At 73.6% G+C, this 20,673-nt stretch carries 22 protein-coding genes; 14 read left to right on the forward strand and 8 right to left on the reverse strand.

Translation table 11 applies throughout. From position 1 onward, the window contains the following. Nucleotides 1–71 precede the first annotated feature (71 nt). The 5 genes from KOV94_RS20050 (at nucleotide 72) to KOV94_RS20070 (ending at nucleotide 3,253) form a co-directional block, all read left to right on the forward strand. On the forward strand, nucleotides 72–965 hold the full coding sequence (locus KOV94_RS20050; protein WP_124342671.1) for a DUF2589 domain-containing protein: 894 nt from the start codon (nucleotides 72–74) through the stop codon (nucleotides 963–965). 19 nt (nucleotides 966–984) lie between these two features. Further along, entirely contained in the window at nucleotides 985–1,668 is a 684-nt protein-coding gene (locus tag KOV94_RS20055) for a hypothetical protein (protein WP_218052999.1), read from the forward strand. A gap of 3 nt (nucleotides 1,669–1,671) precedes the next feature. Next, on the forward strand, nucleotides 1,672–2,226 hold the full coding sequence (locus KOV94_RS20060) for a hypothetical protein (protein WP_124342669.1): 555 nt from the start codon (nucleotides 1,672–1,674) through the stop codon (nucleotides 2,224–2,226). A gap of 110 nt (nucleotides 2,227–2,336) precedes the next feature. Continuing rightward, nucleotides 2,337–2,909 (forward strand): hypothetical protein, encoded by a 573-nt coding sequence (locus KOV94_RS20065; RefSeq protein ID WP_218053000.1) that lies wholly within the window; start codon nucleotides 2,337–2,339, stop codon nucleotides 2,907–2,909. Nucleotides 2,910–2,983: 74 nt separating this feature from the next. Then, a complete protein-coding gene (locus tag KOV94_RS20070) occupies nucleotides 2,984–3,253 on the forward strand; it encodes an HPr family phosphocarrier protein (RefSeq protein WP_124342667.1) in 270 nt (89 codons plus the stop codon). Between the two features lie 108 nt (nucleotides 3,254–3,361). On the opposite strand, the gene ptsP is transcribed toward KOV94_RS20070, so the two are convergent. Continuing rightward, on the reverse strand, nucleotides 3,362–5,044 hold the full coding sequence (gene ptsP, locus KOV94_RS20075; RefSeq protein ID WP_218053001.1) for a phosphoenolpyruvate--protein phosphotransferase: 1,683 nt from the start codon (nucleotides 5,042–5,044) through the stop codon (nucleotides 3,362–3,364). Next, a complete protein-coding gene (locus KOV94_RS20080; protein WP_218053002.1) occupies nucleotides 5,041–6,378 on the reverse strand; it encodes a PTS transporter subunit EIIC in 1,338 nt (445 codons plus the stop codon). The genes ptsP and KOV94_RS20080 overlap by 4 nt, the downstream gene beginning before the upstream one ends. Nucleotides 6,379–6,590: 212 nt before the next feature. On the opposite strand from KOV94_RS20080, the gene KOV94_RS20085 reads away from it, so the two are divergent. The 6 genes from KOV94_RS20085 to KOV94_RS20110 all read left to right on the forward strand — a co-directional run bounded on the left by KOV94_RS20085 (nucleotide 6,591) and on the right by KOV94_RS20110 (nucleotide 10,268). Then, nucleotides 6,591–7,502, forward strand: a complete 912-nt coding sequence (locus KOV94_RS20085) for a GntR family transcriptional regulator (protein ID WP_308160691.1) — start codon at nucleotides 6,591–6,593, stop codon at nucleotides 7,500–7,502. After that, nucleotides 7,499–7,744, forward strand: a complete 246-nt coding sequence (locus KOV94_RS20090) for a PTS sugar transporter subunit IIB (protein WP_168679346.1) — start codon at nucleotides 7,499–7,501, stop codon at nucleotides 7,742–7,744. Before KOV94_RS20085 ends, KOV94_RS20090 begins: the two co-directional genes overlap by 4 nt. A gap of 43 nt (nucleotides 7,745–7,787) precedes the next feature. After that, the gene (locus KOV94_RS20095) at nucleotides 7,788–8,018 is read left to right on the forward strand and encodes a PTS sugar transporter subunit IIB (protein ID WP_218053003.1); all 231 of its coding nucleotides are present in this window, start codon (nucleotides 7,788–7,790) and stop codon (nucleotides 8,016–8,018) included. Further along, nucleotides 8,018–8,476, forward strand: coding sequence for a PTS sugar transporter subunit IIA (locus tag KOV94_RS20100; protein WP_218053004.1), 459 nt, complete (start codon nucleotides 8,018–8,020; stop codon nucleotides 8,474–8,476). Before KOV94_RS20095 ends, KOV94_RS20100 begins: the two co-directional genes overlap by 1 nt. A gap of 145 nt (nucleotides 8,477–8,621) precedes the next feature. After that, nucleotides 8,622–9,377, forward strand: coding sequence for a CPBP family intramembrane glutamic endopeptidase (locus KOV94_RS20105; RefSeq protein ID WP_160142878.1), 756 nt, complete (start codon nucleotides 8,622–8,624; stop codon nucleotides 9,375–9,377). A gap of 114 nt (nucleotides 9,378–9,491) precedes the next feature. Continuing rightward, nucleotides 9,492–10,268: a CPBP family intramembrane glutamic endopeptidase gene (locus tag KOV94_RS20110; protein ID WP_218053005.1), complete on the forward strand. Its 777-nt coding sequence runs from the start codon at nucleotides 9,492–9,494 to the stop codon at nucleotides 10,266–10,268. A 25-nt stretch (nucleotides 10,269–10,293) separates the two neighbouring features. Here KOV94_RS20110 and KOV94_RS20115 read toward each other — a convergent pair whose 3' ends face one another. Continuing rightward, entirely contained in the window at nucleotides 10,294–11,808 is a 1,515-nt protein-coding gene (locus tag KOV94_RS20115) for a sensor domain-containing diguanylate cyclase (RefSeq protein ID WP_218053006.1), read from the reverse strand. A gap of 290 nt (nucleotides 11,809–12,098) precedes the next feature. Between KOV94_RS20115 and KOV94_RS20120 the strand changes: the two genes are divergently transcribed. Further along, on the forward strand, nucleotides 12,099–12,611 hold the full coding sequence (locus tag KOV94_RS20120) for a hypothetical protein (protein ID WP_218053007.1): 513 nt from the start codon (nucleotides 12,099–12,101) through the stop codon (nucleotides 12,609–12,611). A gap of 25 nt (nucleotides 12,612–12,636) precedes the next feature. Here KOV94_RS20120 and KOV94_RS20125 read toward each other — a convergent pair whose 3' ends face one another. The 5 genes from KOV94_RS20125 to KOV94_RS20145 form a co-directional block, all read right to left on the reverse strand. Next, nucleotides 12,637–13,713, reverse strand: a complete 1,077-nt coding sequence (locus KOV94_RS20125) for a DNA polymerase IV (protein ID WP_218053008.1) — start codon at nucleotides 13,711–13,713, stop codon at nucleotides 12,637–12,639. Between the two features lie 73 nt (nucleotides 13,714–13,786). Beyond that, complete coding sequence (locus KOV94_RS20130; protein WP_218053009.1) at nucleotides 13,787–14,686, reverse strand: carbohydrate ABC transporter permease; 900 nt, start codon at nucleotides 14,684–14,686, stop codon at nucleotides 13,787–13,789. Further along, nucleotides 14,686–15,615: a carbohydrate ABC transporter permease gene (locus tag KOV94_RS20135; protein ID WP_200829706.1), complete on the reverse strand. Its 930-nt coding sequence runs from the start codon at nucleotides 15,613–15,615 to the stop codon at nucleotides 14,686–14,688. Before KOV94_RS20135 ends, KOV94_RS20130 begins: the two co-directional genes overlap by 1 nt. Nucleotides 15,616–15,650: 35 nt before the next feature. Further along, complete coding sequence (locus KOV94_RS20140) at nucleotides 15,651–16,904, reverse strand: ABC transporter substrate-binding protein (protein WP_372449509.1); 1,254 nt, start codon at nucleotides 16,902–16,904, stop codon at nucleotides 15,651–15,653. Nucleotides 16,905–17,079: 175 nt separating this feature from the next. After that, complete coding sequence (locus tag KOV94_RS20145; protein ID WP_218053011.1) at nucleotides 17,080–18,753, reverse strand: glycoside hydrolase family 13 protein; 1,674 nt, start codon at nucleotides 18,751–18,753, stop codon at nucleotides 17,080–17,082. Between the two features lie 77 nt (nucleotides 18,754–18,830). Here KOV94_RS20145 and KOV94_RS20150 point away from each other — a divergent pair, with 77 nt between their 5' ends. Both KOV94_RS20150 and KOV94_RS20155 read left to right on the forward strand, forming a co-directional pair. Beyond that, a complete protein-coding gene (locus KOV94_RS20150; protein ID WP_218053012.1) occupies nucleotides 18,831–20,051 on the forward strand; it encodes an ROK family transcriptional regulator in 1,221 nt (406 codons plus the stop codon). Nucleotides 20,052–20,179: 128 nt separating this feature from the next. Beyond that, nucleotides 20,180–20,673: MFS transporter (locus KOV94_RS20155; protein ID WP_218053013.1), on the forward strand; the 494-nt coding region annotated here is incomplete at its 3' end.

Below are 20,673 nucleotides of genomic sequence, written 5' to 3' on the forward strand. Positions count from 1 at the left end.
CGACGACGACGCGCGAGCAGATCCCGAGACTCGACGTGTCCGATTCGTCCCTCTCGTCAAGGAGAACTCCCATGCCCACGCCCGGAGACGAGCTGTCGAGCATCAACTTCGAGTCGATGCTCGGCGGCCCCCTGGTCGCCGTGGTCCGCGCGCAGTCGCAGGCCGCGATGAGCACCGTCAGCTTCATCAAGGAGGTCGGCTTCAAGAAGACCGGCACCGAGCAGGACCCCGCGGCCGCGTCGACGGGCGAGCCGATCTACGTGTCCTTCAAGTATCCGAAGGAGGTCGCGCCCTACGTGCCTGCCGTCGGCAACGGCAACGGGCAGGTCGGGTCGATCACGGTCACGAACGCCGGCAGCGGTTACGTGCAGGCGCCGACCGTCACGGTGAGCGCCCCGGGCGGCGGCGGCACGACCGCGACGGCCACGGCCACCGTCGCGAACGGCGCGATCACGGGGATCACGATCACCACCGCCGGGAGCGGCTACACCGCCGACCCGACCGTCCGGATCACGGCGGCGGCGAACGACCCCGGCACCGGCGGTGCGGCCACGGCGACGGCGAACCGTCCGGCGCAACCCGCGCAGATCCAGCAGATGCAGCTCGAGGTGCCGATCCTCACCATGCTGCCCATCCCGTACATCCGGGTGGAGAGCACGAGCATCGACTTCAACGCCAAGATCAACTCCGTCGAGTACACCAAGACGGACGAGTCGATCAAGGTCGACGGCTCGCTCGAGGTGGGCGCCAAGTGGGCCTGGGGCTCGGCGACCCTCAAGGTCAGCGCCGCGTACCAGCGCACCACGCAGACCGGCACCAACGTGGAGCGCACGTACTCGCTCGCGGTCCGCATCTCCGCCGTCCAGGACGAGATGCCGGCCGGCATGGAGCGGCTGCTCGGCATCCTCGAGGACGCGATCACGGCGCAGCCGACGTCGGCACCCGCCCCGCTGACCGTGCGCTGACGCGGACGGAGGGACGACGATGGCCTACCTCGGCGACTTCCTGGGCGCGCTGAACCGTGAGATCGCCCTCGCCCGCGTCCAGGGGGACGTCGAGGCGGTCAGGGTCGCGGACCTGTACGCGCACGACCCGCTGCTCCAGCACTTCCCGGTGCCACGGTTCCGGCTGCCCACGCTGACGATCCGTGTCCCGGTCGCCGTCGAGCGGCTCGACGGGGTCACCGCCGGGACCGTGGGCGGGGTCCTCGACGGGTCACGCCTGCGGCCCGCGTTCCAGACCGTGCTCGACGACGAGCTCGCCGCGCTCGGGGCGACGCTGCCCGACGACACACGACGCGAGCTCGACCGGGTCGTCGGTGCGCGCATCGACGCGCTCGTCGCCGGTGACGTCGACCTCGTCGGGGAGCGAGCCGTGGCCGAGGACCTCGCGTCCGTGGCCACGGCGGCCCTGCCGGAGAGGGTTCTGCTGGGGCGCCTGGGCACGACCGCCGACGACCTGCGGGCGCGCCTGCGGGAGCGGCTCCGGGTCGCCCTCGTCCAGGCTCGCGTCCAGCCGCCACGCCTCGAGGTGCTGGTGACCGACGCCCAGCTGCGCGAGGCCGGCGACCACCTCCTCGAGCTGAGCCTCACGCTCACCGAGGAGGCCGTCGAGTGGACGGTCGTCGAGCAGGCCGGCGGCGACGCGTCACGCCTGGTCCCGGAGTAGACGATGCTTCGCCTGCTGCAGCACGAGGAGCTCCAGGGTCTGCTCCTGGAGGCCGCCGACGTCCTCGACCGGTTCCACGCGCGGGCGGCGGACTTCGAGCCGGCCGTCGACCGCTGGCTGGTCCGGGTCGAGGAGGCCCTGCGTCAGAACCGCCTGCCGCTGAGCTCGCGCGTCGCCGCGGCGCGCGCCGAGCTCGTCGCCGCCCGGTCCGCGCGGGTCGGCCCCGACGGCGGCTCCGCGACGCGCGAACGGCGGTCCGCCCGACAGGCTCGGGCGGTCGCCGTCGTGAAGCGGGTGGTCGAGGACCTGGACGTCGAGCTCTCGGCGTCGCGGCGGCGGTTCTCCGACGCCGAGGACGTCGCCCGCAACGTCCTGGCCGTCGGCGCGGCGACCGGCGTCCTCGGGCCGTCCGCCGCCGACGGGTCCCCGTCCGAGGCGCTGCGCGCGCTGCGCGACGACCCCCGCACCGCCGGGGGCGTCGTGCAGCTCCACGGGCTCGTCGGGCGGCAGGACGCGCTCATGGTCCTGGGGCGCCGCCTCGTCGACCTGCAGACCTGACGTCGGGCCGGACGGACGCCACGGCGGGACGACGCACACGACCGATACGACCGACGCGACCGACACACCGACACGACCGACATACCGACACGACCGAGAGGAGCGGGACCGTGCCCGCCAAGTCGAACCTCAGCGGCGCCACGTGGTGGCGCCAGCACAACGCGCGCTTCTCGAACAGCCGGGACCTGGCGGACCTCGCGCCGGACTTCCGGTACCGGGTCGGCCGGTTCGTCGACGCACTGCGCTGGGGGGAGGCGTCCGTCGTCGTCAGCAGCACCCTGCGGCACCCGAGCCGCGCGTACCTCATGCACTACGCGTGGCGTGTCGCGCACGGTCAGGTCGCGGCCGAGGACGTCCCGCCCCGGTCCGGGGTCGACATCGACTGGGTGCACGAGAGCGAGAAGGCCTCGCGGGACGCGGCGATGGAGATGGTGCAGCTCGCGCGCATGGCGCACGTCGCGAGCCTGACGTCGAACCACACGCGCGGCACCGCGATCGACATGACGATCACCTGGACAGGCACCCTGCTGCTGAAGCTGCCGGGGTCGGGCAACCTCTGGGAGATCCCGGACCGGCCGCGCACTGGCGCGGGCAACACCGAGCTGCACCGGCTCGGCGCCGACCTGTTCCGTGTCCACAAGCTCGCGTCGGATCCTCCGCACTGGTCGCACGACGGGCACTGACGCTCCCGGCCTGGACCATCATGGTCTAGACCAGTAGCCTGCCGGTGTCACCGTCGACCGCCAGGAGGCAGGCCATGCAGCGTTCCGTCGTCGTCGCGATCGAGGAGGGCCTGCACGCCCGGCCCGCCGCGCTCTTCGTCGCGGAGGCCGCGCGACAGCCCGCACCGGTGACGATCGCGAAGGACGGGTCGAAGCCCGCACCGGCACGTTCGATCCTGTCCGTCATCACGCTGGGCGTGTGCGCGGGTGACGAGGTGACCCTCGCGACCGAGGCCGACGACGACGAGGCAGCCGCCTCGCTCGACGCCCTCGAGACCTTCCTCAGCCGCGCCGCCGTGAGCTGACCATGCGAGCCGACCGGTGAGCTGACCTCGCGGGCCGACCGCGCGAGCTGACCACTGACGAAGGTCGGGGCGGCGTCCCGCACGACGCCGCCCCGACCCAGTTCGGCGTCAGAGCCCGAGGTCGTCGAGCACGGGCAGCCGGGCTCGCACGGCCTCCCGCGCGGCGTCGGCCCCGTCGGCCGCGAGGGCGACCTCCGCGAGCTCACGGCACTGCGCCGCCGTCACGCTCGCGAGCACCGCGCCGACCTCGGGCAGCGCGCGCGGGGTCATGGACAGCGACGACACGCCGAGGCCGACCAGGACGGGCGCGAGGGCCGGGTCCGCCGCCGCCTCACCGCACACCCCGACGGGACGGTCGCGGAGCAGGCCGCCCGCGCACGTGGCGGCGACGAGGTCGAGCACGGCGGGCTGCCAGGACGTCGACAGCCGGGCCAGGCGCGCGAGCTCACGGTCCGCGGCCATCGCGTACTGCGTGAGGTCGTTGGTGCCGATGCTCGCGAACGTCGCGTGGGCCAGCAGGTCCCGTGCCCGCAGCGCCGCCGACGGCACCTCGACCATGACGCCTGCCTGCGCGAGCCCGTGCGCCGCGCAGCGCTCGACGAAGTCGCGCGCCTCGTCGGCGGTCGCGACCATCGGCGCCATGACCCGCACGTGCGCGTCGGACTCCCGGGCGGCCGCGGCGATCGCGGCGAGCTGGTCGTCGAGCACCTGCGGGTGCTCCCACGAGGTGCGCAGCCCGCGGACCCCCAGCGCGGGGTTCGGCTCGTCGGGCGCGGTGACGAACGGGAGCGGCTTGTCGGCGCCCGCGTCGAGCGTGCGCACCACGACCGTGCGGCCCGGGAACGCCGCGAGCACCTGCCGGTAGGCGGCGACCTGCTCGTCGATCCCGGGCGCGGCGGTCCGGCCGAGGAACCCGAGCTCGGTGCGCAGCAGCCCGACGCCCTCGGCGCCGGCCGCCGCGGCGGCCGCGGCTCCGGCGGGGTCGGCGACGTTGGCGAGCAGCACGACGGGCAGCCCGTCGGCGGTCGCGCCCGGCGCGGACAGACGTGTCGCCCGGCGCGTCGGCCGGCTCGCGCGCTCGACGGCGTCGGCGTCCGAGTCGGGGGTCACGACGCCCAGCGAGCCGTCGACGAGCACCCTGTCGCCGTCGCGCAGCGTGCCCGCCCCGGCGACCGCGACCACCGCGGGGATGCCGAGCGACCGGGCCAGGATCGCGGTGTGCGACGTCGGCCCGCCGCCCTCGGTCACGAGCGCGAGCACGCGGTCGGGGGAGAGGCGCGCGGCGTCGGCCGGGGCGAGGTCGCGCGCGACCAGCACGAACGGCGCGTCGCGGTCGGGAACTCCCGGCACCGGGGCGCCCGTGAGCGTGGCGACGACGCGGTCGCGCACGTCCTGGACGTCGCGCGCCCGCTCGGCGAACAGGCCGCCGAGCGCGACGAGCTGCTCGGCGACGCCCGCGGCCGCGTCCCACACCGCGCGCTGCGGCGTCGCGGACGCCTCGAGGACGCGGCGGCGCGCCTCGTCCACGAGCGTCGGGTCGGCCGCCATCTCCGCGGTCACCGCCAGCACCTGCGCGGCCTCGCCACGCGCGCTCCCGGCGGCGGCCAGGAGCGCGTCGTGCACGGTCGCGGCCGCCGCGTCGACGCGGTCGGCGGCCGCCGCCAGGTCGGTGCCGGGGGGCAGCGGCTCGCTCGACGGTGCGGGCAGCGGGTCAGGCATGCGGGCGACCACGCCTGCGCGGCGTCCGGGGCTGACCCCGACGCCGCGCAGGACGAGAGCGGTGCTGGTCATCGCGCCGCGTCGGTCGCGGGCGCGGCGGGCGGCGCCGGCTTCTCCGTGCGCGGTGACGGGACGTCGACCACGTCGGCGGTCGGGTCGACGGGGGCGACGTCGTCGTCCTCGCGACCCGGCGTCCGCAGGTTCCACCGCGTGATGACCCAGCGGAACAGGAAGTAGTACACGACCGCGTAGCCGAGTCCGACGAGGATGAGCATCAGCGGCTGCTCGGCGATCCGGAAGTTGAGCACGTAGTCGATCGCGCCGGCCGAGAACCCGAACCCGTCGCGGATGCCGAGCGCGTTGGTGAGCGCGAGCGACGTGCCGGTGAGCACCACGTGGATCGCGTACAGCGGGTACGCGACGTACACGAACGCGAACTCGAGCGGCTCGGTCACGCCGGTGACGAACGAGACGAGCGCGGCGGAGCCCATGATGCCTGCGATGACCTTGCGGTTCTTCGCCTTCGACGTGTGCACGATGGCCAGCGCGGCGGCGGGCAGGGCGAACATCATGATCGGGAAGAAGCCCGTCATGAACGTGCCGGCGGTCGGGTCGCCGTGCAGGAAGCGCGCGATGTCGCCGTTCCAGACGTCGCCGTTGGCGTCGGTGTACTCGCCGAACTGGAACCACGGCAGCGAGTTGAGCAGGTGGTGCAGGCCGATGGGGACGAGCAGGCGGTTCGCCGTCCCGTAGACGAACGCGCCGAGGATCGTCGAGCCGGTGACCCACTCGCCGACCGCGGTGAAGCCCGCGTCGAAGGCGGGGTAGATGAGCGCCGCGACGACCGCGATGAGGATGGCGGCACCGGCCGTGACGATCGGCACGAACCGTCGGCCGCCGAAGAACGCCAGGTAGGGCGGGAGCTTGATCCGGTAGTACTTCTGGTACAGCAGCGCGGCGACGAGGCCGATGACGATGCCGCCGAGCACGCCGTAGTTGATGAGCTCCTGCTTCTCGCCCTCGGCCGCCTCGCCGAGGATGAACGGCGACAGCGCCGTGGTGACGCCCTTGAACACGAGGTAGCCGATGACGGCCGCGAGCCCCGTCGAGCCGTCGGACTTGCGGGCGTAGCCGACCGCCACGCCGAGCGCGAACAGCAGGGGCAGGTTCGAGAAGAGCGCGTCACCGGCGGAGGCGAGCACGGCGGCGACGGGCAGCAGCCACGCCGCGTGCGCGCCGAGCCCGTCGGCGCCGAGCATGTCGGCCTGCCCGAGCCGCAGGAGGAGCGCCGCGGCGGGCAGCGACGCGATGGGGAGCATGAGGGAGCGGCCGATCCGCTGGAACTGCGGGAGGCCGGGGATCCCCTTGCGCGGGGTGTCGACGGGGTCGACGACGGCGGTGGTCATGGAGCACTCCTCGTTGAGGGTCGATGACGTGCGGGGCCGAGGGGGAGGGACCGGCGGCGGACCCGATGCGTCGTGGAGCGCCGCGCTGTGTCCTGGTCTGGACCAGTTGCGCACAGAGTGGTCTAGACCTCATCATGTGTCAAGGGTCACACCGCGACGACGCGGAGCCCCCTGGTCTCCGGGGTGGCCGGCCCGCCGAGCCGTTCTGAGGAGTGGACCTGGACGCGGACCAGCGGGCCGACGACGAGCCGACGCGCGGCGACGACGCCGACGACACGCCCGTCGCGCACAAGTACCTCGCCGTCCGCGACCACCTCGTCGCGCTCGTGGCTCAGGGCCTGCGCGTCGGCGACGCGATCCCGTCCGAGCGCACGCTGTGCCAGCAGTTCGGCTTGTCCCGGATGACCGTCCGGCAAGCCGTCGACGCGCTCGTCACCGAGGGCGTCCTGGTCCGCGAGCAGGGCAGGGGCACCTTCGTCGCGCCGCAGCGCATGGACTTCGAGATGCGCCTCACGACGTTCGGCGAGGAGATGCGCCGCCGCGGGATGGAGCCGACCACGGCCGTCCTCGCGGCGCAGACCGTCGCCGCGACCCCCGACGTCGCCGCGGCCCTCGAGCTCGAGCCACGCGCCAAGGTGCACTACCTGTACCGGGTGCGCAGCGCCGACGGCGACCCCATGAGCATCGAGCAGGTGTGGGTCCCGGCCGCGCTCGCGCCCGACCTGCTCGACGGTGGCGCGCCGCCCAGCATGTACGACGCGCTGCGCGCCCGCGGCCTGGCCCCGGAGTGGGGCGAGGACACGCTCTCCGCCGACGACGCGACCGACACCGAGGCGTCGCTGCTCGGCCTCGGCGACCGTCGCGCGGTCCTGCGGGCCGCCCGCCGCACCTACAGCGCGCAGGGCGCGACGATGTACTCCCGCTCCTGCTACCGGGCCGACCGGTACAGCGTCTGGGTGCCGCTGCGTGCGCCGCGACCCTCGCTCGTGCCGCGCCGGCGGTCGCCCGACGGCGACGGCGACGCCCGTACCGACGTCCCGACCCCCGCCGCCGACCCGGCGACGCCCCCCACGACGACGCGGCACGCCCCCGCCGCCGCGGCAGCACGAGGAGAACGCCCATGAGACCGGAAGGCATGGAGCAGGCCGCGGCGATCCTGGCCGCGCTCGGCGGCGTCGAGAACATCGACGAGATCGAGCCCTGCACGACCCGGCTGCGCTCGCTGGTCCGGGACACCGCACGCGTCGACGCGGCGGCCCTGCGCGCCGCGGGCGCGTTCGGTGTGATGATCTCGGGCCGTGTCGTGCAGGTCGTCGTCGGCCCGAACGCCGACACGATCGCCACGGACCTCGACGACCTGATGTGAGACCGCCGGTCGACGACCGGCGCCCGGACGAAGGAGCACCACGATGAGCAAGGCAGCGCAGATCCTCGCGGCGCTCGGCGGCGACGCGAACGTCCTCGACCTGGAGCCGTGCGTGACCCGGCTCCGCGTCGAGGTCGAGGACCCGTCGCGCGTCGACGACGCCGCGCTGAAGGCCGCCGGGGCGATCGCGGTCGTGCGCTCGGGCATCGCGGTGCAGGTGATCGTCGGCCCGGAGGCGGACACGCTGGCCTCGGACATCGAGGACCTGCGTTGATGGCCCTGCCGATCCTCGCGCCCGTCGCCGGACGCGTCGTCGCGATGACGGACGTCGACGACCCGGTGTTCGCCGGGGAGCTCGTCGGTCCGGGGCTCGCGATCGACCCGGCCCGGGTCGCACCCGCCGAGGTCGTCGCGCCCGTCGACGGGACCGTCGCGAAGCTCCACGCGCACGCGTTCGTGATCGAGACCGCCGACGGGCGGGGCGTGCTCGTCCACCTGGGCATCAACACCGTGCAGCTCGGCGGCGAGGGCTTCACGCTGCTCGTCGCCGAGGGCGACGCGGTCGTCGCCGGCCAGGTCCTCGTCACGTGGGACCCCGCCGCCGTCGAAGCCGGTGGCCGGTCGTCCGTGTGCCCCGTGGTCGCGCTCGACGCGCAGCCCGGCTCGCTGTCCCGCCACGCCCGGCCGGGGGACGGCGTCGCGGCGGGGGACCCCTTCCTCGAGTGGGTGTAGGGGTCGCGACGACCCGCCCGGACGATCGCCGGGTGCACGCGTCGGTCCGGCGCCGTGCCTGGTTCTCGTGTTGCATACCCGTATGGACAGGGACGCGCTCGAGCTTCCGCGTGACACCGGGACGGGCACGGACGGGAGCCCACGCGTGCGCCCGACGGTGCTCGTCGGCCTGGCCGTGGTCGCGGCCTACGGGATCCTCGTCACGATCGACGACCTGCTCCCCGGCGGTGGGGACGGGGACATCGACGACCCCACGCTCGCGTTCCTGCGGACGCACGTGCTGCCGCTCACGATCGTCGCCGTCCTGCTCCTGACCTTCGTCCGGCGGGCGGGCTGGTGGAGGCCCGTCTGGCGCGAGGCCCCGAGCCAGCGTGTGCCGCGCTGGTGGTGGGCCTTCCCGGCCGCCTACCTCGTGGTCATCGCCGGGAACCTCAGCCAGGTCGACTGGGGGCAGGCGCCCAGCTACCTGCTGGTGCTCGGGGCGGGGACGTTCCTGGTCGGGCTCACGGAGGAGCTCGCGCTGCGCGGAATCCTCCTCACGGGAGCCCGCGGGTCCTGGTCCGAGCTGCCCGCGTTCCTCCTCACCTGCCTCGTGTTCGGCGCGCTGCACGCTCTGAACCTGCTGCACGGCGCCCCGGTGGTCCCGACCCTGATCCAGATGGTCGTGACCTCGTTCCTGGGGGCGATCTACTACGCCAGCCGGCGAGCAGGCGGCGGACTCTGGTTGGCCGTCGTGCTGCACTTCCTGGCCGACTTCGCGCTCTACGCCGCGGGCTACTCCGACTCGAGCAGCGGGAACCCGCCGGTCTGGGGAGCCGCGGCGCTCACGCTGCTCGGCGTGCTCAGCATCCCGCTCGTCGTCTCGATCGCCCGACGGACGGGGCGGTCACGCGCGAGCTGACGACCCCAGGCCGGGTCGCTCCCCGGTCGAGCGTCGACCTCTCGCCGAGCGGGAGGAAGGACGGCCTGCCAGGGTGGGCACGTCGACTCGACCACGTGAGCAGGGGGAACACGGATGCGGGTACAGCCTCGGGCGTGGATCGGCCTGGCCGTGTGGGTCCTGTACGGCCTGGTGGTCGTCGTGGTGCAGAAGGCCAGCAGGATCCCCTACACGGAGTTCGGGGAGTCGCCCTCGAACCTGTGGCGGGGAGCGGTCCTGTCCCTCGTGGTCGGAGCGGTGGTCCTCGCCGTCGTCACGACGTGGCTGAGGTGGTGGCCGCCCGCCCTGCGCGAGCGTCGCACCACCCGGGCGAAGTGGACGATCATCGCGCCCGCACTGCTCCTGGTCGCCGTGATCGGCAACCTCGCCGGCACGCGGTGGTCGGCCGTGAGCCTCGACTTCGTGGTCGCGGCACTCGCCCTGGGCGTCTTCGTCGGGTTCACGGAGGAGCTGACCACCCGCGGCGTGCTGCTCGTCGGCCTGCGCGGCAGCACCGCCGAGGTCTGGGTCGCCCTGGTCTCGAGCCTGTGCTTCGGCCTGATGCACGGGATCAACATCGTCCTCGGTCAGTCCGTCGCCGACACGATCCCGCAGATCGGCCAGGCGTTCCTCCAAGGCCTCACGTTCTACATCGTGCGGCGGGTCACCGGGTCGCTGGTCGGCGCGATGGTGCTGCACGGGGCGTGGGACTTCTCGGTCTTCACCCTGGAGCAGGCGGGCGGCACCAACCCGCTCGCGTTCCTCGTCATCGTCGCGGGCGTGCTGTCCCTCGTCTTCTTCTGGTTCGCCGCCCGCGACGCGGACGAGCGGACCGGCGACCGCGAACGGCACACGACACCCGCGGCCGCCTGAGCCGCGAGCCCCGGCGTCTCGAGCGTCAGGTCGTCGTGGGCTCCGCCGCGCGGACCTGGTCGCGGCCCGCCGCCTTCGCCGCGTACATCGCGTCGTCCGCCGCGCGCAGCACGTCGTCGGCCGACTCGCCCGGCGCCAGGGTCGCGACGCCCGCGCTGAGCGTCAGCCGGACCGGCGCGCCGTCGGTCGGCACGGTGAGACCAGCGCAGCGCGCTCGCACCTCGTCGGCCCGACGCGTCGCCTCCGGGGCGCCGACGCCGGGGAGCAGCAGGACGAACTCCTCACCACCGAGCCGCGCGGCGGTCTCGCCTCGCGCGGCCGAGGCCGCGAGCTCCCGGCCGACCGCGACGAGGACCGCGTCCCCGACCGCGTGACCGTGCGTGTCGTTCACGGCCTTGAAGTGGTCCACGTCGAGGAGCACCATGCTCAGCGGCCGGCCGCTCGCGGTGGCCTCGTCGACGGCGTCCGAGAGCCGCTGGGCGAGCGCCCGGCGGTTGTGCAGGCCGGTGAGGCCGTCGCGTGTCGCCTGCTCGACGAGCTCCGCCCGCAGCCGCTCGAGCTCGGTGACGTCGCGCAGCACCACGACGGTGCCCGCCGCCCGGCCGACCGGGTCCGTCATCGGCGTGACGCGCACGTCGAGCACCGCCCCGGTCGCGGCCGTCAGGGTCCCGCGGTCCCGCCGCGTCGGGTCGTCGTCGAGGTACGCCCGCCACGGCGCGTCCGCGCCGACGTCGAGCCCGCTGCCGTCGGGGGCGCCCAGCAGCGCGGTTGCGGCGGGGTTCGCGTCGAGGACGCGACCGCGCGGGTCGAGCACGACGACCGCGTCGTTGATGACCTCCAGCACCTGCCGCGTCGCCACCGGCACCACGGTGCTGTGTCCGCCGAACCGCTCGACCCACCACCAGATCGCGGCGCTCACCAGGAAGAACACCGGCGTCAGGTGCACGTTCTCCGTGCGCGCCGCGACCACGTTCGTCAGGACGTTGCCCACCGTCGGGATGGTCGCGGCGAGCACCGCCACGCCGAAGACCCGGCGATGGCCGGGCACCGCGCGGACCATGGCGCCCAGCGCCAGGACGATGCCCGCGCCGATGAGCGCGTAGCTGTAGGCGGTGTGGGCCCAGTAAAGCGGACCCGCGTCCATCTCCACGCGCCCGCCCTCGACGGCGACACGCAGGAACCACGCGTGCACCGGGTCGAGCACGAGCGCCACGACCAGGAGAGCCGGGTGGACGAGCAGCAGCGCGCGGGCACGGCGGGGCAGGCGCCTGCCCGACAGCACCGCGAGGTACCAGAACGTCGCCCCCGCGACGGCCGCGGCCCCCGGGAAGACGAGGTAGTGCAGGGTCACCGTCGCGGGCACGGAGCCCTCCGCGACGTGCAGGAGCGCCCGCGCGGTCGCCCACAGCGACGCGCCGAACATCATCACGGCGAGCGGCAGCGCGAGCGGGGAGGTCCGCCGCCGGCGCACGACGAGGACGCCCGTCGCGGTCGCCACGACGGCCGCGAGCAGCGAGACGGCCTCGACCAGCGTGGGCACGCACACCTCCGCACCGTCCTATCGGCAGCGCCCGGCCCGGCGTGAACGGTCGCAGGCCGACGTCGGCCCGCTCCGGTCGGCCCCGCGCGCAGGGGCACCGCGCCGTATCTCGGGTGCGCGCGGTCGCTCCTCACCCGTGACTCTTCCGACGAGAGCAGGTGAGGACGATGGGGGAGCCGCCGTCGTTCCCTCGCAAGGTCTCCGAACGTATCGAGGGCCGCGGGAAGGCACGCGCGCACGTCACCAGCACGCCGCGCATCCGCGGTGTGCGGGGGGACGTGGACGCGTCCGTGCACACGAACGTGGTGAACCGCACCCTGGTCGTCGGAGGCGGGGTCGTCCTGGCCGTCGTGCTCGCGGCGGGAGCGGCCTGGTACCTCACGGTGGAGGTCCCGACGCAGCGGGTCCGCGACCTCGCCGCGGGGGTGTGCGCGAAGGTCTCCGCCGAGGGCGAGCTGCCGCTGCCGGGCCCGGACGGGACGTGGCAGGCCGCCGCGCTGGTCGCGCTCGCCGAGCAGCGGGCGACGCTCGTGGACGAGCAGGCGGCGCGCCTGCGGGTGGCCGACGCGTCCGCGTCGCTGGCCGACGACGTCGACCGCGCCGCTGACCTGGTCGCGCCGCTCGGCGGGTACGCACGGATGCTCGCGACGATGCTGCCCGCGTACGCAGGCGACGTCGTGACGCTCGAGGAGCTCACGGCGCTCTCCGCGACCCCCGAGCAGCAGGAGTACAAGGCCGCCGAGGGCCGTGCGTACGACGCGCTGGAGGACCTCTCCGGGCAGACCTGCCCACCCGCCGCCTGACGGACGTCGAGCGTGGCACCCGGCGTCAGATCCGGCCCCGCACCGGCGTGCGCTCGACGGGGTCGGCGTCGCCGGGTGGGGCCATGTCCGCGCGGACGCCGAGCAGCCGGACCTCGCGGTCCTCGATCTTCTCGGCCAGGGTCGCGGCGGCCTCGACGACCGTGGCGCCGTCCGTCGTCGGGGCGGGGAGCTTGCGGCTCATCGTCGTCGTGACGAACGGCGCGTACCGCACCTTGAGCGTGACGCGCACGACCGGCCGCCCGTCCTGCGTCGTGTCCCCGACGACGTCGCGCGCGAGCGCGCGCACGGCCTCGCGGACCTGCTCGGGCGACGTGAGGTTCTGCTGGAACGTGGTCTCCCGGCCGTGGCCGCGCGGCACCCACGGGCTGTCGTCGACCGTCGTCGGGCCCAGGCCGTGCCCGAGGTCGTGGTACCAGACGCCCATCCGAGGCCCGAACTCGGCGACCAGCGCGTCGGCCGGAGAGTCGGCGAGCTCGCGCACGGTCGTGACGCCCAGCGCCGTGAGCCGCTTCGACACCTTGGTCCCCACACCCCACAGGTCGATCGTCGGGCGGTCGCCCATGACCTCGAACCAGTTCTCGGCGGTCAGCCGGAACACGCCCGCGGGCTTGCCGTGCTCGGTCGCGATCTTCGCCCGGACCTTGTTGTCGCCGATCCCCACCGAGCAGTGCAGCCGTGTCTCGCGGAGCACCGCCTCCTGCGCGCGGCGCGCCAGCGCCTCGGGGTCGTCTGTCCGGGCGCCGAGGAACGCCTCGTCCCAGCCGAGCACCTCGACGACGACCTCGAGCGACCGCAACGTCGCCATGACGCGCTCCGACGCCGCCTCGTACTCCGGCGCGTCGACCGGCAGGAACACGGCGTCGGGGAGCTTGCGCGCCGCGATCCGCAGCGGCATCCCGGACCGCACGCCGTGCTCGCGCGCCTCGTACGACGCGGTCGACACGACCCCGCGCTCGGTCGGGTCACCGCGACCGCCGACCACGACCTGCCGGCCCGCGAGCTCCGGGCGGCGCAGCACCTCGACGGCCGCGACGAACTGGTCGAGGTCGACGTGCAGCACCCAGGGGAGGTCCGTGCCCATGCCCCCTGAGTGTGCCCGCCGGCGCCGACAGCCGCCGGACGACGGCCACCGCGCGCGCAGGCGGACGTAGCGGCTACTTGATCGCCCCCTGCGTGACGCCCGCCATGACCCAGCGCTGGGTGAACAGGTAGACGATGATCGCGGGCGCCATCGCCATGAGGTAGGACGCGAACGCGACGTTGTAGTTGCTGCTGAACTGCGTCTGGAAGACGCTCTGCAGCACCGGCAGGGTCTGCAGCGTCGAGTCGGCGGTGATGAGCGACGGCATCATGAAGTCGTTCCACGAGGCGAGGAACGCGAAGATCGCGACGGTCGCGCTCATGGGCGCCATCATCGGGAACACGATGTGCCGGAACACCACCCACGTGGTCGCGCCGTCGAGCCGCGCGCTCTCCTCGAGCTCCTCGGGCAGGCCGCGGATGAAGGCCGTGAACAGCAGCACGCTGAACGAGAGCTGGAACATCACGTGCAGCAGCGCGACGCCGACCGGGTTGGCCAGGCCGACCATGCCGGTGAGCTTGACCTGCGACAGCGCGAGGACCGGGAACGGCAGGAACATCGCGGCGAGCAGGTAGAAGAACGAGAACCGGAAGAACTTCCGGTCCCAGTTCCGGGCGATGGCGTAGGCGGCGAACGACGCGAGCACGACGGTGCCGACGACGGTGACGGCGGTGACGAACACGGAGATCGCGAAGCCGCGCGGGAAGTCGGTGAGCTTCCACGCCTCGACGAACCCGTCGACGCTGAACGGCGACGGCAGCGAGAAGACCTGGCCGTCGACGGACTGCGCGGTCGTCTTGAACGCCATCGTGAGCGTCGCGTACAGCGGCAGGAACACGGCGACCGAGCAGACGATCAGCGTGATCGTGGCGCCCCAGCTCGGGCGGTCCTCCCCGCCGCGGCCGAGGAAGCGCCGGCGACGGCGGACGGGCACCTGGCCGGGGGTCGTGGTGACGAGCGACTGGGCAGTCATCAGAACGCGTTCCTTCCGCGGGTCAGGCGCAGCTGGACGACGGCGAGCACGACGGCGATGAGGAAGAAGATCGTCGCGTTGGCCATCTGGTAGGCGTAGTCGCCGCCGGTGAAGCCGGTGAAGATCGTCATCGCGACGCTGCGGGTCGCGGTGCCGGGACCGCCGTTGGTGAGGCCGACGATGATGTCGTAGGCGTTCAGGAAGTTCTTGAACCCGATGACCATGTTGATGACGACGTAGCCGGCGACGAGCGGGAGTGTGATCGACAGCAGGCGCCGCATCGGCGTCGCGCCGTCCATGGCCGCGGCCTCGTACACCTCGCCGGGGATCGACAGGATGCCGGCGATGTAGATGAGGAGCGCGCTCGGGATCGCCTGCCACGCCGTGACGATGACGATCGTCACCCACGCGAGGTCCGGGTTGGCCAGCAGGCTCTGCTCGAGCGCGGTGACGCCGATCGCCTGGCCGAGCTGCGGGACCGAGTTCGAGAACAGGAAGTTGAAGACGTACGCGATGACGATGCCCGAGATGACCATGGGCAGGACGAACACCGCGCGCAGCGCGATCTTGGCGCGGATCTTCGCGGTGAGACCGACCGCGAGCAGGAACGCGAGGACGTTGACGAGCAGGACCGTCACGAGCGCGAACCCGACGGTGAACGCGTACGAGCTGCGGATCGCGGGGTCGGAGAACAGCGCCAGGTAGTTCGTGAGGCCCGTGAACTGGAACTCCCCGAACCCGACCGAGTCGGTGAAGCTCAGGGTGATGCCCATGATCGCGGGCAGGGTGATCGACAGCGTGAACAGCACGAGCGCGGGCACGAGGAAGAGGTAGAAGGTCCGGTTGACCCGCGGACGGCCCTTCGTGGTCGGCGGGCGCGGGGGAGCGACGTCGCTCCGGCGGGCCCGGGTCGCGGCTGCGGTGGCCATGGAGTTCTCCGTTCGGGGAGTGCGGCGGAGCGTCGTCAGGAGCGGAAGGCCAGACGCCGCCAGTCGGCGTCGAGCGTGCGCAGCACGGGCTCGGGCGCGGCACCGGCCGCGAGCGACTGCGTGTAGTTCTGCAACGGGATGGACTGCGGCACGAGCTGCGAGGCGCCCAGGTAGAACGCCGAGCGGTCGTAGTACTCCTGGAGCTCGACCAGCGTGGGGTTCGTGACGGGAGCGGCGTCGGTCGTGACGCCGAACCCGAGCGCGTGCGCGTTGTAGGCGTCGATGACCTCGGGCTGCATGAGGAACGCGAGGAACTCCCGCGCCGCGTCCTTCTTGCGCGAGCCCTCGGGGATCCACAGCGCGAGGTCGATGTTGACCCGCACCTTGCGGTCGGCCGGGTCGTCCGTCATGGGCAGCGGGAAGGCGCCGACGTCGAGGTCCGGGGCGGTCTTCGCGATCTCCCCGATCGCCCACGGCCCCTGCAGGTACATCGCGGCCTCGCCGCTCGCGAACGCGAGGTTCCCGTCGCCGTAGCCGCGGCTCGCCGCGTCGGGGTTGTCGTAGGGGAGCAGCTGCTGCATCTGCTCGACGGGGTCGAGGAACTGCTTCTCGAACGACACCGGCGAGTCCGGGCCGACGTTCGTGCCCTGGCGCTTGAGCTGGTTGAAGAACCTCGTGGTGTCGAGCCGGCCGCCGACGGAGTAGTCGAACGGGCCCTGCGCGATGGTCCACGGGTCCTTGTACGTGCCGTAGAACGGCGTGACACCGGCGGCCGTCAGCGTGTCGCACACGGCGACGAGCTCGTCCCACGTCGTCGGCGGCGTCAGGTCGTGCTCGGCGAAGATCGTGCGGTTGTAGAGCACGGCCGCGGCCATGAGCGAGTACGGGATGACGCTCGTGCGGTCCGGGTACGTCGCCGTGACGTCGATGAGCGGCTGCAGGCCGGGCAGGATGCGGCCGGCCTCCGGCATGTCGCCGAGGTCGCTCAGCACGCCGCGCTCGACGTAGCGCGAGATCTCGAAGTTGTAGTTGAGGCAGCCGATGTCCGGCGGCCGCTCGCGCACGAACGACCCCGCGAGGTTCGACGTGGCGTCGTGCCGCACGCGGACCTTGCCCTGCGCGTCGTGGAACTGCTGGATGAGCTCGTCGAAGTAGCCGATGACCTCGGGCTTCGACTGGAAGAACACGATCTCGGTCGTGCCCGACCCGGCCGACCCGCGGCTGCAGGCCCCCAGCGCCAGCCCCGCGCCGACGGCGCCGACACCGCGCAGGAACGCGCGTCGGGACACGTCGCGGGACGCGAGCGTCGGGGGTGAGGTGGCGCCCGGGTCGGGCGGCGGCTGCGGTGCGGGCGGTCGTGCGGTCCTGGTCGTGGGCACGGCGTCGTCTCCCCTCGGGTGTCCTGCGGCGGCAGGGGCTGCCGCCACCGTCGGACGGGTGCCGCGGCACCCGCCCGGACCGTCGTCAGCGGCCCGGCGCGTCCTCGAGCCGGAGCCAGACCGTCGTCTCCCCGGGGACGCGGTCGCCGTCGAGCGGCGAGCTCGACACGACGACCTGCCCCGCGGGCTTCGGCACGCTCGTCGTGCCGAAGTTCGTGACCGAGGCCCACCCACCGGGCCGCACGAAGGCGACCACGGACGCGGGGACGTCGGGGAGCCAGGTGAGCGTCTCAGCGCCCTGCAGGCGACGCCGCGCGGCGAGCGCGCGACGGTAGAAGGCGAGCGTCGAGTCCGCGTCGCCCTCCTGCCGGTCGACCGCGAACCGCTCGAACGACGCCGGCACCGGCAGGTGCGCGTGCTCGCCGCCGAAGCCGAGCGTGGGACCGTGCGACGCCCACGGCAGCGGCACGCGGCAGCCGTCGCGGCCCTTCTGCTCGCCGCCGGACCGGAAGAACGTCGGGTCCTGCAGCACGTCCGCGGGCAGGTCGGCGACCTCGGGGAGGCCGAGCTCCTCGCCCTGGTACAGGTACGCCGAGCCGGGCAGCGCGAGGGTCAGCAGCGTCGCCGCGCGCGCCCGGCGCCGGCCGCGCTCCTCGTCGGGCCGCGGGTCGGTGCCGTCTGTCAGCAGCCACGCGGCGAGGTCCGTGCCCTCGGGCAGGGCGTACCGCGTCGCGTGCCGGACGACGTCGTGGTTGGACAGCACCCACGTCGAGCTCGCGCCCGACTCGCGCGCGAGCTCGAGGTTCTTGTCGATGATCGACGCGAACGACGCCGCGTCCCACGACGCCTCGAGGAGGTCGAAGTTGAAGGCCTGGCCCAGCCCTTCGGGGGAGGCGTACCGCGAGCGGCGGTGCGCGGGCACCCACGCCTCGGCGACGGCCGTGCGCGGCGGGTCGTACTCGTCGAACAGGCGACGCCACTCGCGGTAGATGTCGTGCACCTCGTCGCGGTCCTCGAGCGGGTGCGCGCCGCCCCAGATGTCGGCGTCGAGGTCGGCCTGCGAGGGCAGCGGCTCGGCCATGTCCTTGGCGAGCGCGTGCGCGACGTCGATGCGGAAGCCGTCGACGCCCCGGTCCGCCCAGAACCGCAGCGTCGTGAGGAACTCCTGGCGCACCTCGTCGTCGGCCCAGTTGAGGTCGGGCTGCTCGGGCGCGAACAGGTGCAGGTACCAGTCGCCGTCGCCGACGGGGTGCCACGCGGGCCCGCCGAAGGTCGACGTCCAGTCGCTCGGCGGGAGCTCGCCGTGCTCGCCGAGCCCGCGGCGGAAGACGTAGCGCTCGCGGGCGCGGGAGCCGGGCGGCGACGCGAGCGCCTCCTGGAACCAGACGTGCCGGTTCGAGGTGTGGTTGGGGACGATGTCGACGACGACGCGGATGCCCGCGGCGTGCAGCGCGGCGCGCATCTCGTCGAACTGCGCGAGCGTGCCGATGCGCGGGTCGACGTCGCGGTAGTCGTCGACGTCGTACCCGCCGTCGGCGAGCGCGGAGGGGTAGAAGGGGCTCAGCCACACGGCGTCGACGCCCAGCTGGCGCAGGTAGGGGACCTTGGCGGTGATGCCGGGGAGGTCGCCGATCCCGTCGCCGTTCGAGTCGGCGAAGCTGCGCGGGTAGACCTGGTAGACGACCGCCTGCCGCCACCACGTGGCGTCCTCGTGCGGGAGACCCGCCGTCACGTCACCGAGCACCGTCGTCGAGCCCATCCGTCCCCCTGTTTGATGTACGGCCTAAATTTAAGGCGTGGCACTAGAGTGACGCGGGACGGCGGAGGAGGTCAAGGGTGCAGACGGTCCCGGTCTCGACGCGGCGCCTGCGGGAGGTCAGCACGCGCCTCGTCCTGGACCACGTGTGGGACGTCCCGGAGGTCACCGGGTCGGCGTTGATCGAGGCCACGGGCTTGTCGCGCGCCACCGTGCACGACGTGTGCGACGAGCTCATCGCGCAGGGCTGGGTCGTGGAGCTCGAGAGCCGACGCGTCGCGGGGGATCCGAGGCGCGGGCGGCCCGCCCGCCGGTACGCGTTCGACGCGCGGGCTGGGGTGGTCGTCGGCGTCGACGCGGGCCAGCACCGGGTCGCCGCGACCGTGACCGACCTGCGGGGGGCCCCGCTCGCGCGGACCGTGCTGCCCGTCGCCGCCGAGGACGGGACCGCCGAGCACCGGCTCGCCCTGATCGAGCAGGCCGCGCTCGACGCGCTCGCGGACGCGGGTGCCCCGGTGCGCGCGGTGCTCGCGGTCGCCGTCGGCGTCCCCGCACCGGTCGACCGCGACGGCCGGACCGCCTTCCAGGACAACCCCTTCTGGGCACGCATGAACCCGGACATCGGGGGCCGCCTGCGCGAGCGGCACGGCTGGACGGCGATCACCGACAACGACGCCAACCTCGCGGCCGTCGCCGAGCACTGGCGCGGGCACGGCCGGGACGCGCGCTGCCACGTCACGCTGCTCGCCGGTGAGCGGTTCGGCGCGGGCGTCGTCGACGACGGCCGGCTGCTGCGCGGCGCGCACGGGGGCGTGGGGGAGATGCGCTACCTCGACCTCGTCGAGGGCGTCGGGTCCGCCGACGGCATCGCCGCGATCGTGCGCGACGACGCGCGCGCCCAGCTCCACCGGCTCGACGGCGACACCGGGTCGGTGCTGCAGGAGCTCGCCCCCGCGGCCCTCGACGCGGCCAGCGTGTTCGCCGCCGCGCTCGACGAGGACCCGCTGGCCGTGAGCGTGCTCGAGCACGCCGGCGCGCTGCTCGCACGCGTCGTCGCGACGTTCGGGAGCATCTACGACCCCGAGCGCGTGATCGTCGCGGGTGCCGTCGCGGAGTCGTGCGAGCCGCTGCTCGCGCTCGTGCGGCACGAGCTCGACCGCTACCTCGACCCGCCCGGGATCCAGGTGCTCGCGTCCGACCTCGGCGGTGACGTCGTCACCGTCGGCGCGGTCAAGCGAGCGCTCGACCACGTCCGGGAGCACGCGCTGGAGATCGTCCCGGCCGGCTCCGCCCGGCAGTAGCGCCGATGAGGCCCACGCGGACGAGGCGGGCTGCCTGCGCGGCCAGCCGGTCCGGTGCCTCGCCCACGTCGAGGACGATTCCGGCCTCGTCGTCGTCCAGCGGCTCGAGCGTCGCGAGCTGCGAGTCGATGACGTCGATGTTCCTGGTGCTCTACTACACCGACGTCGTCGGTATCAGCCCTGCCGCCGCGGGCACCCTGTTCCTCGTCGTCCGTGCCTGGGACGCGTTCGCCGACATCTACGCCGGTCGTGTCGTCGACCGGACCATGACGCGCTGGGGCAAGTTCCGGCCGTTCTTCCTGTTCGGCTCGCTACCCCTGCTGCTGCTGAGCGTCGCGACGTTCACCGTCCCCGGCGGGCTCGGCGGCACGGGCAAGCTGATCTACGCGTACGTCACGTACGCGCTGCTCGGCCTCGCGTACAGCCTCGTGAACATCCCCTACGGCTCGCTCGCGTCGGCGATGACGCAGGTGCCGACCGAGCGCGCCAAGCTCGCGAGCTTCCGCATGGTCGGGACGGCCGCGACGATCATCATGCTGTCGTTCGTCGTCGCACCGCAGATCCGCTCCTCGGAGAACCTGCACGGGCAGTGCGTTCGTGGACGTGGTGCTGGACCAGGCCG

The organism is Cellulomonas algicola, from assembly GCF_019024305.1.
Taxonomy (GTDB): Bacteria; Actinomycetota; Actinomycetes; order Actinomycetales; family Cellulomonadaceae; genus Cellulomonas; species Cellulomonas algicola.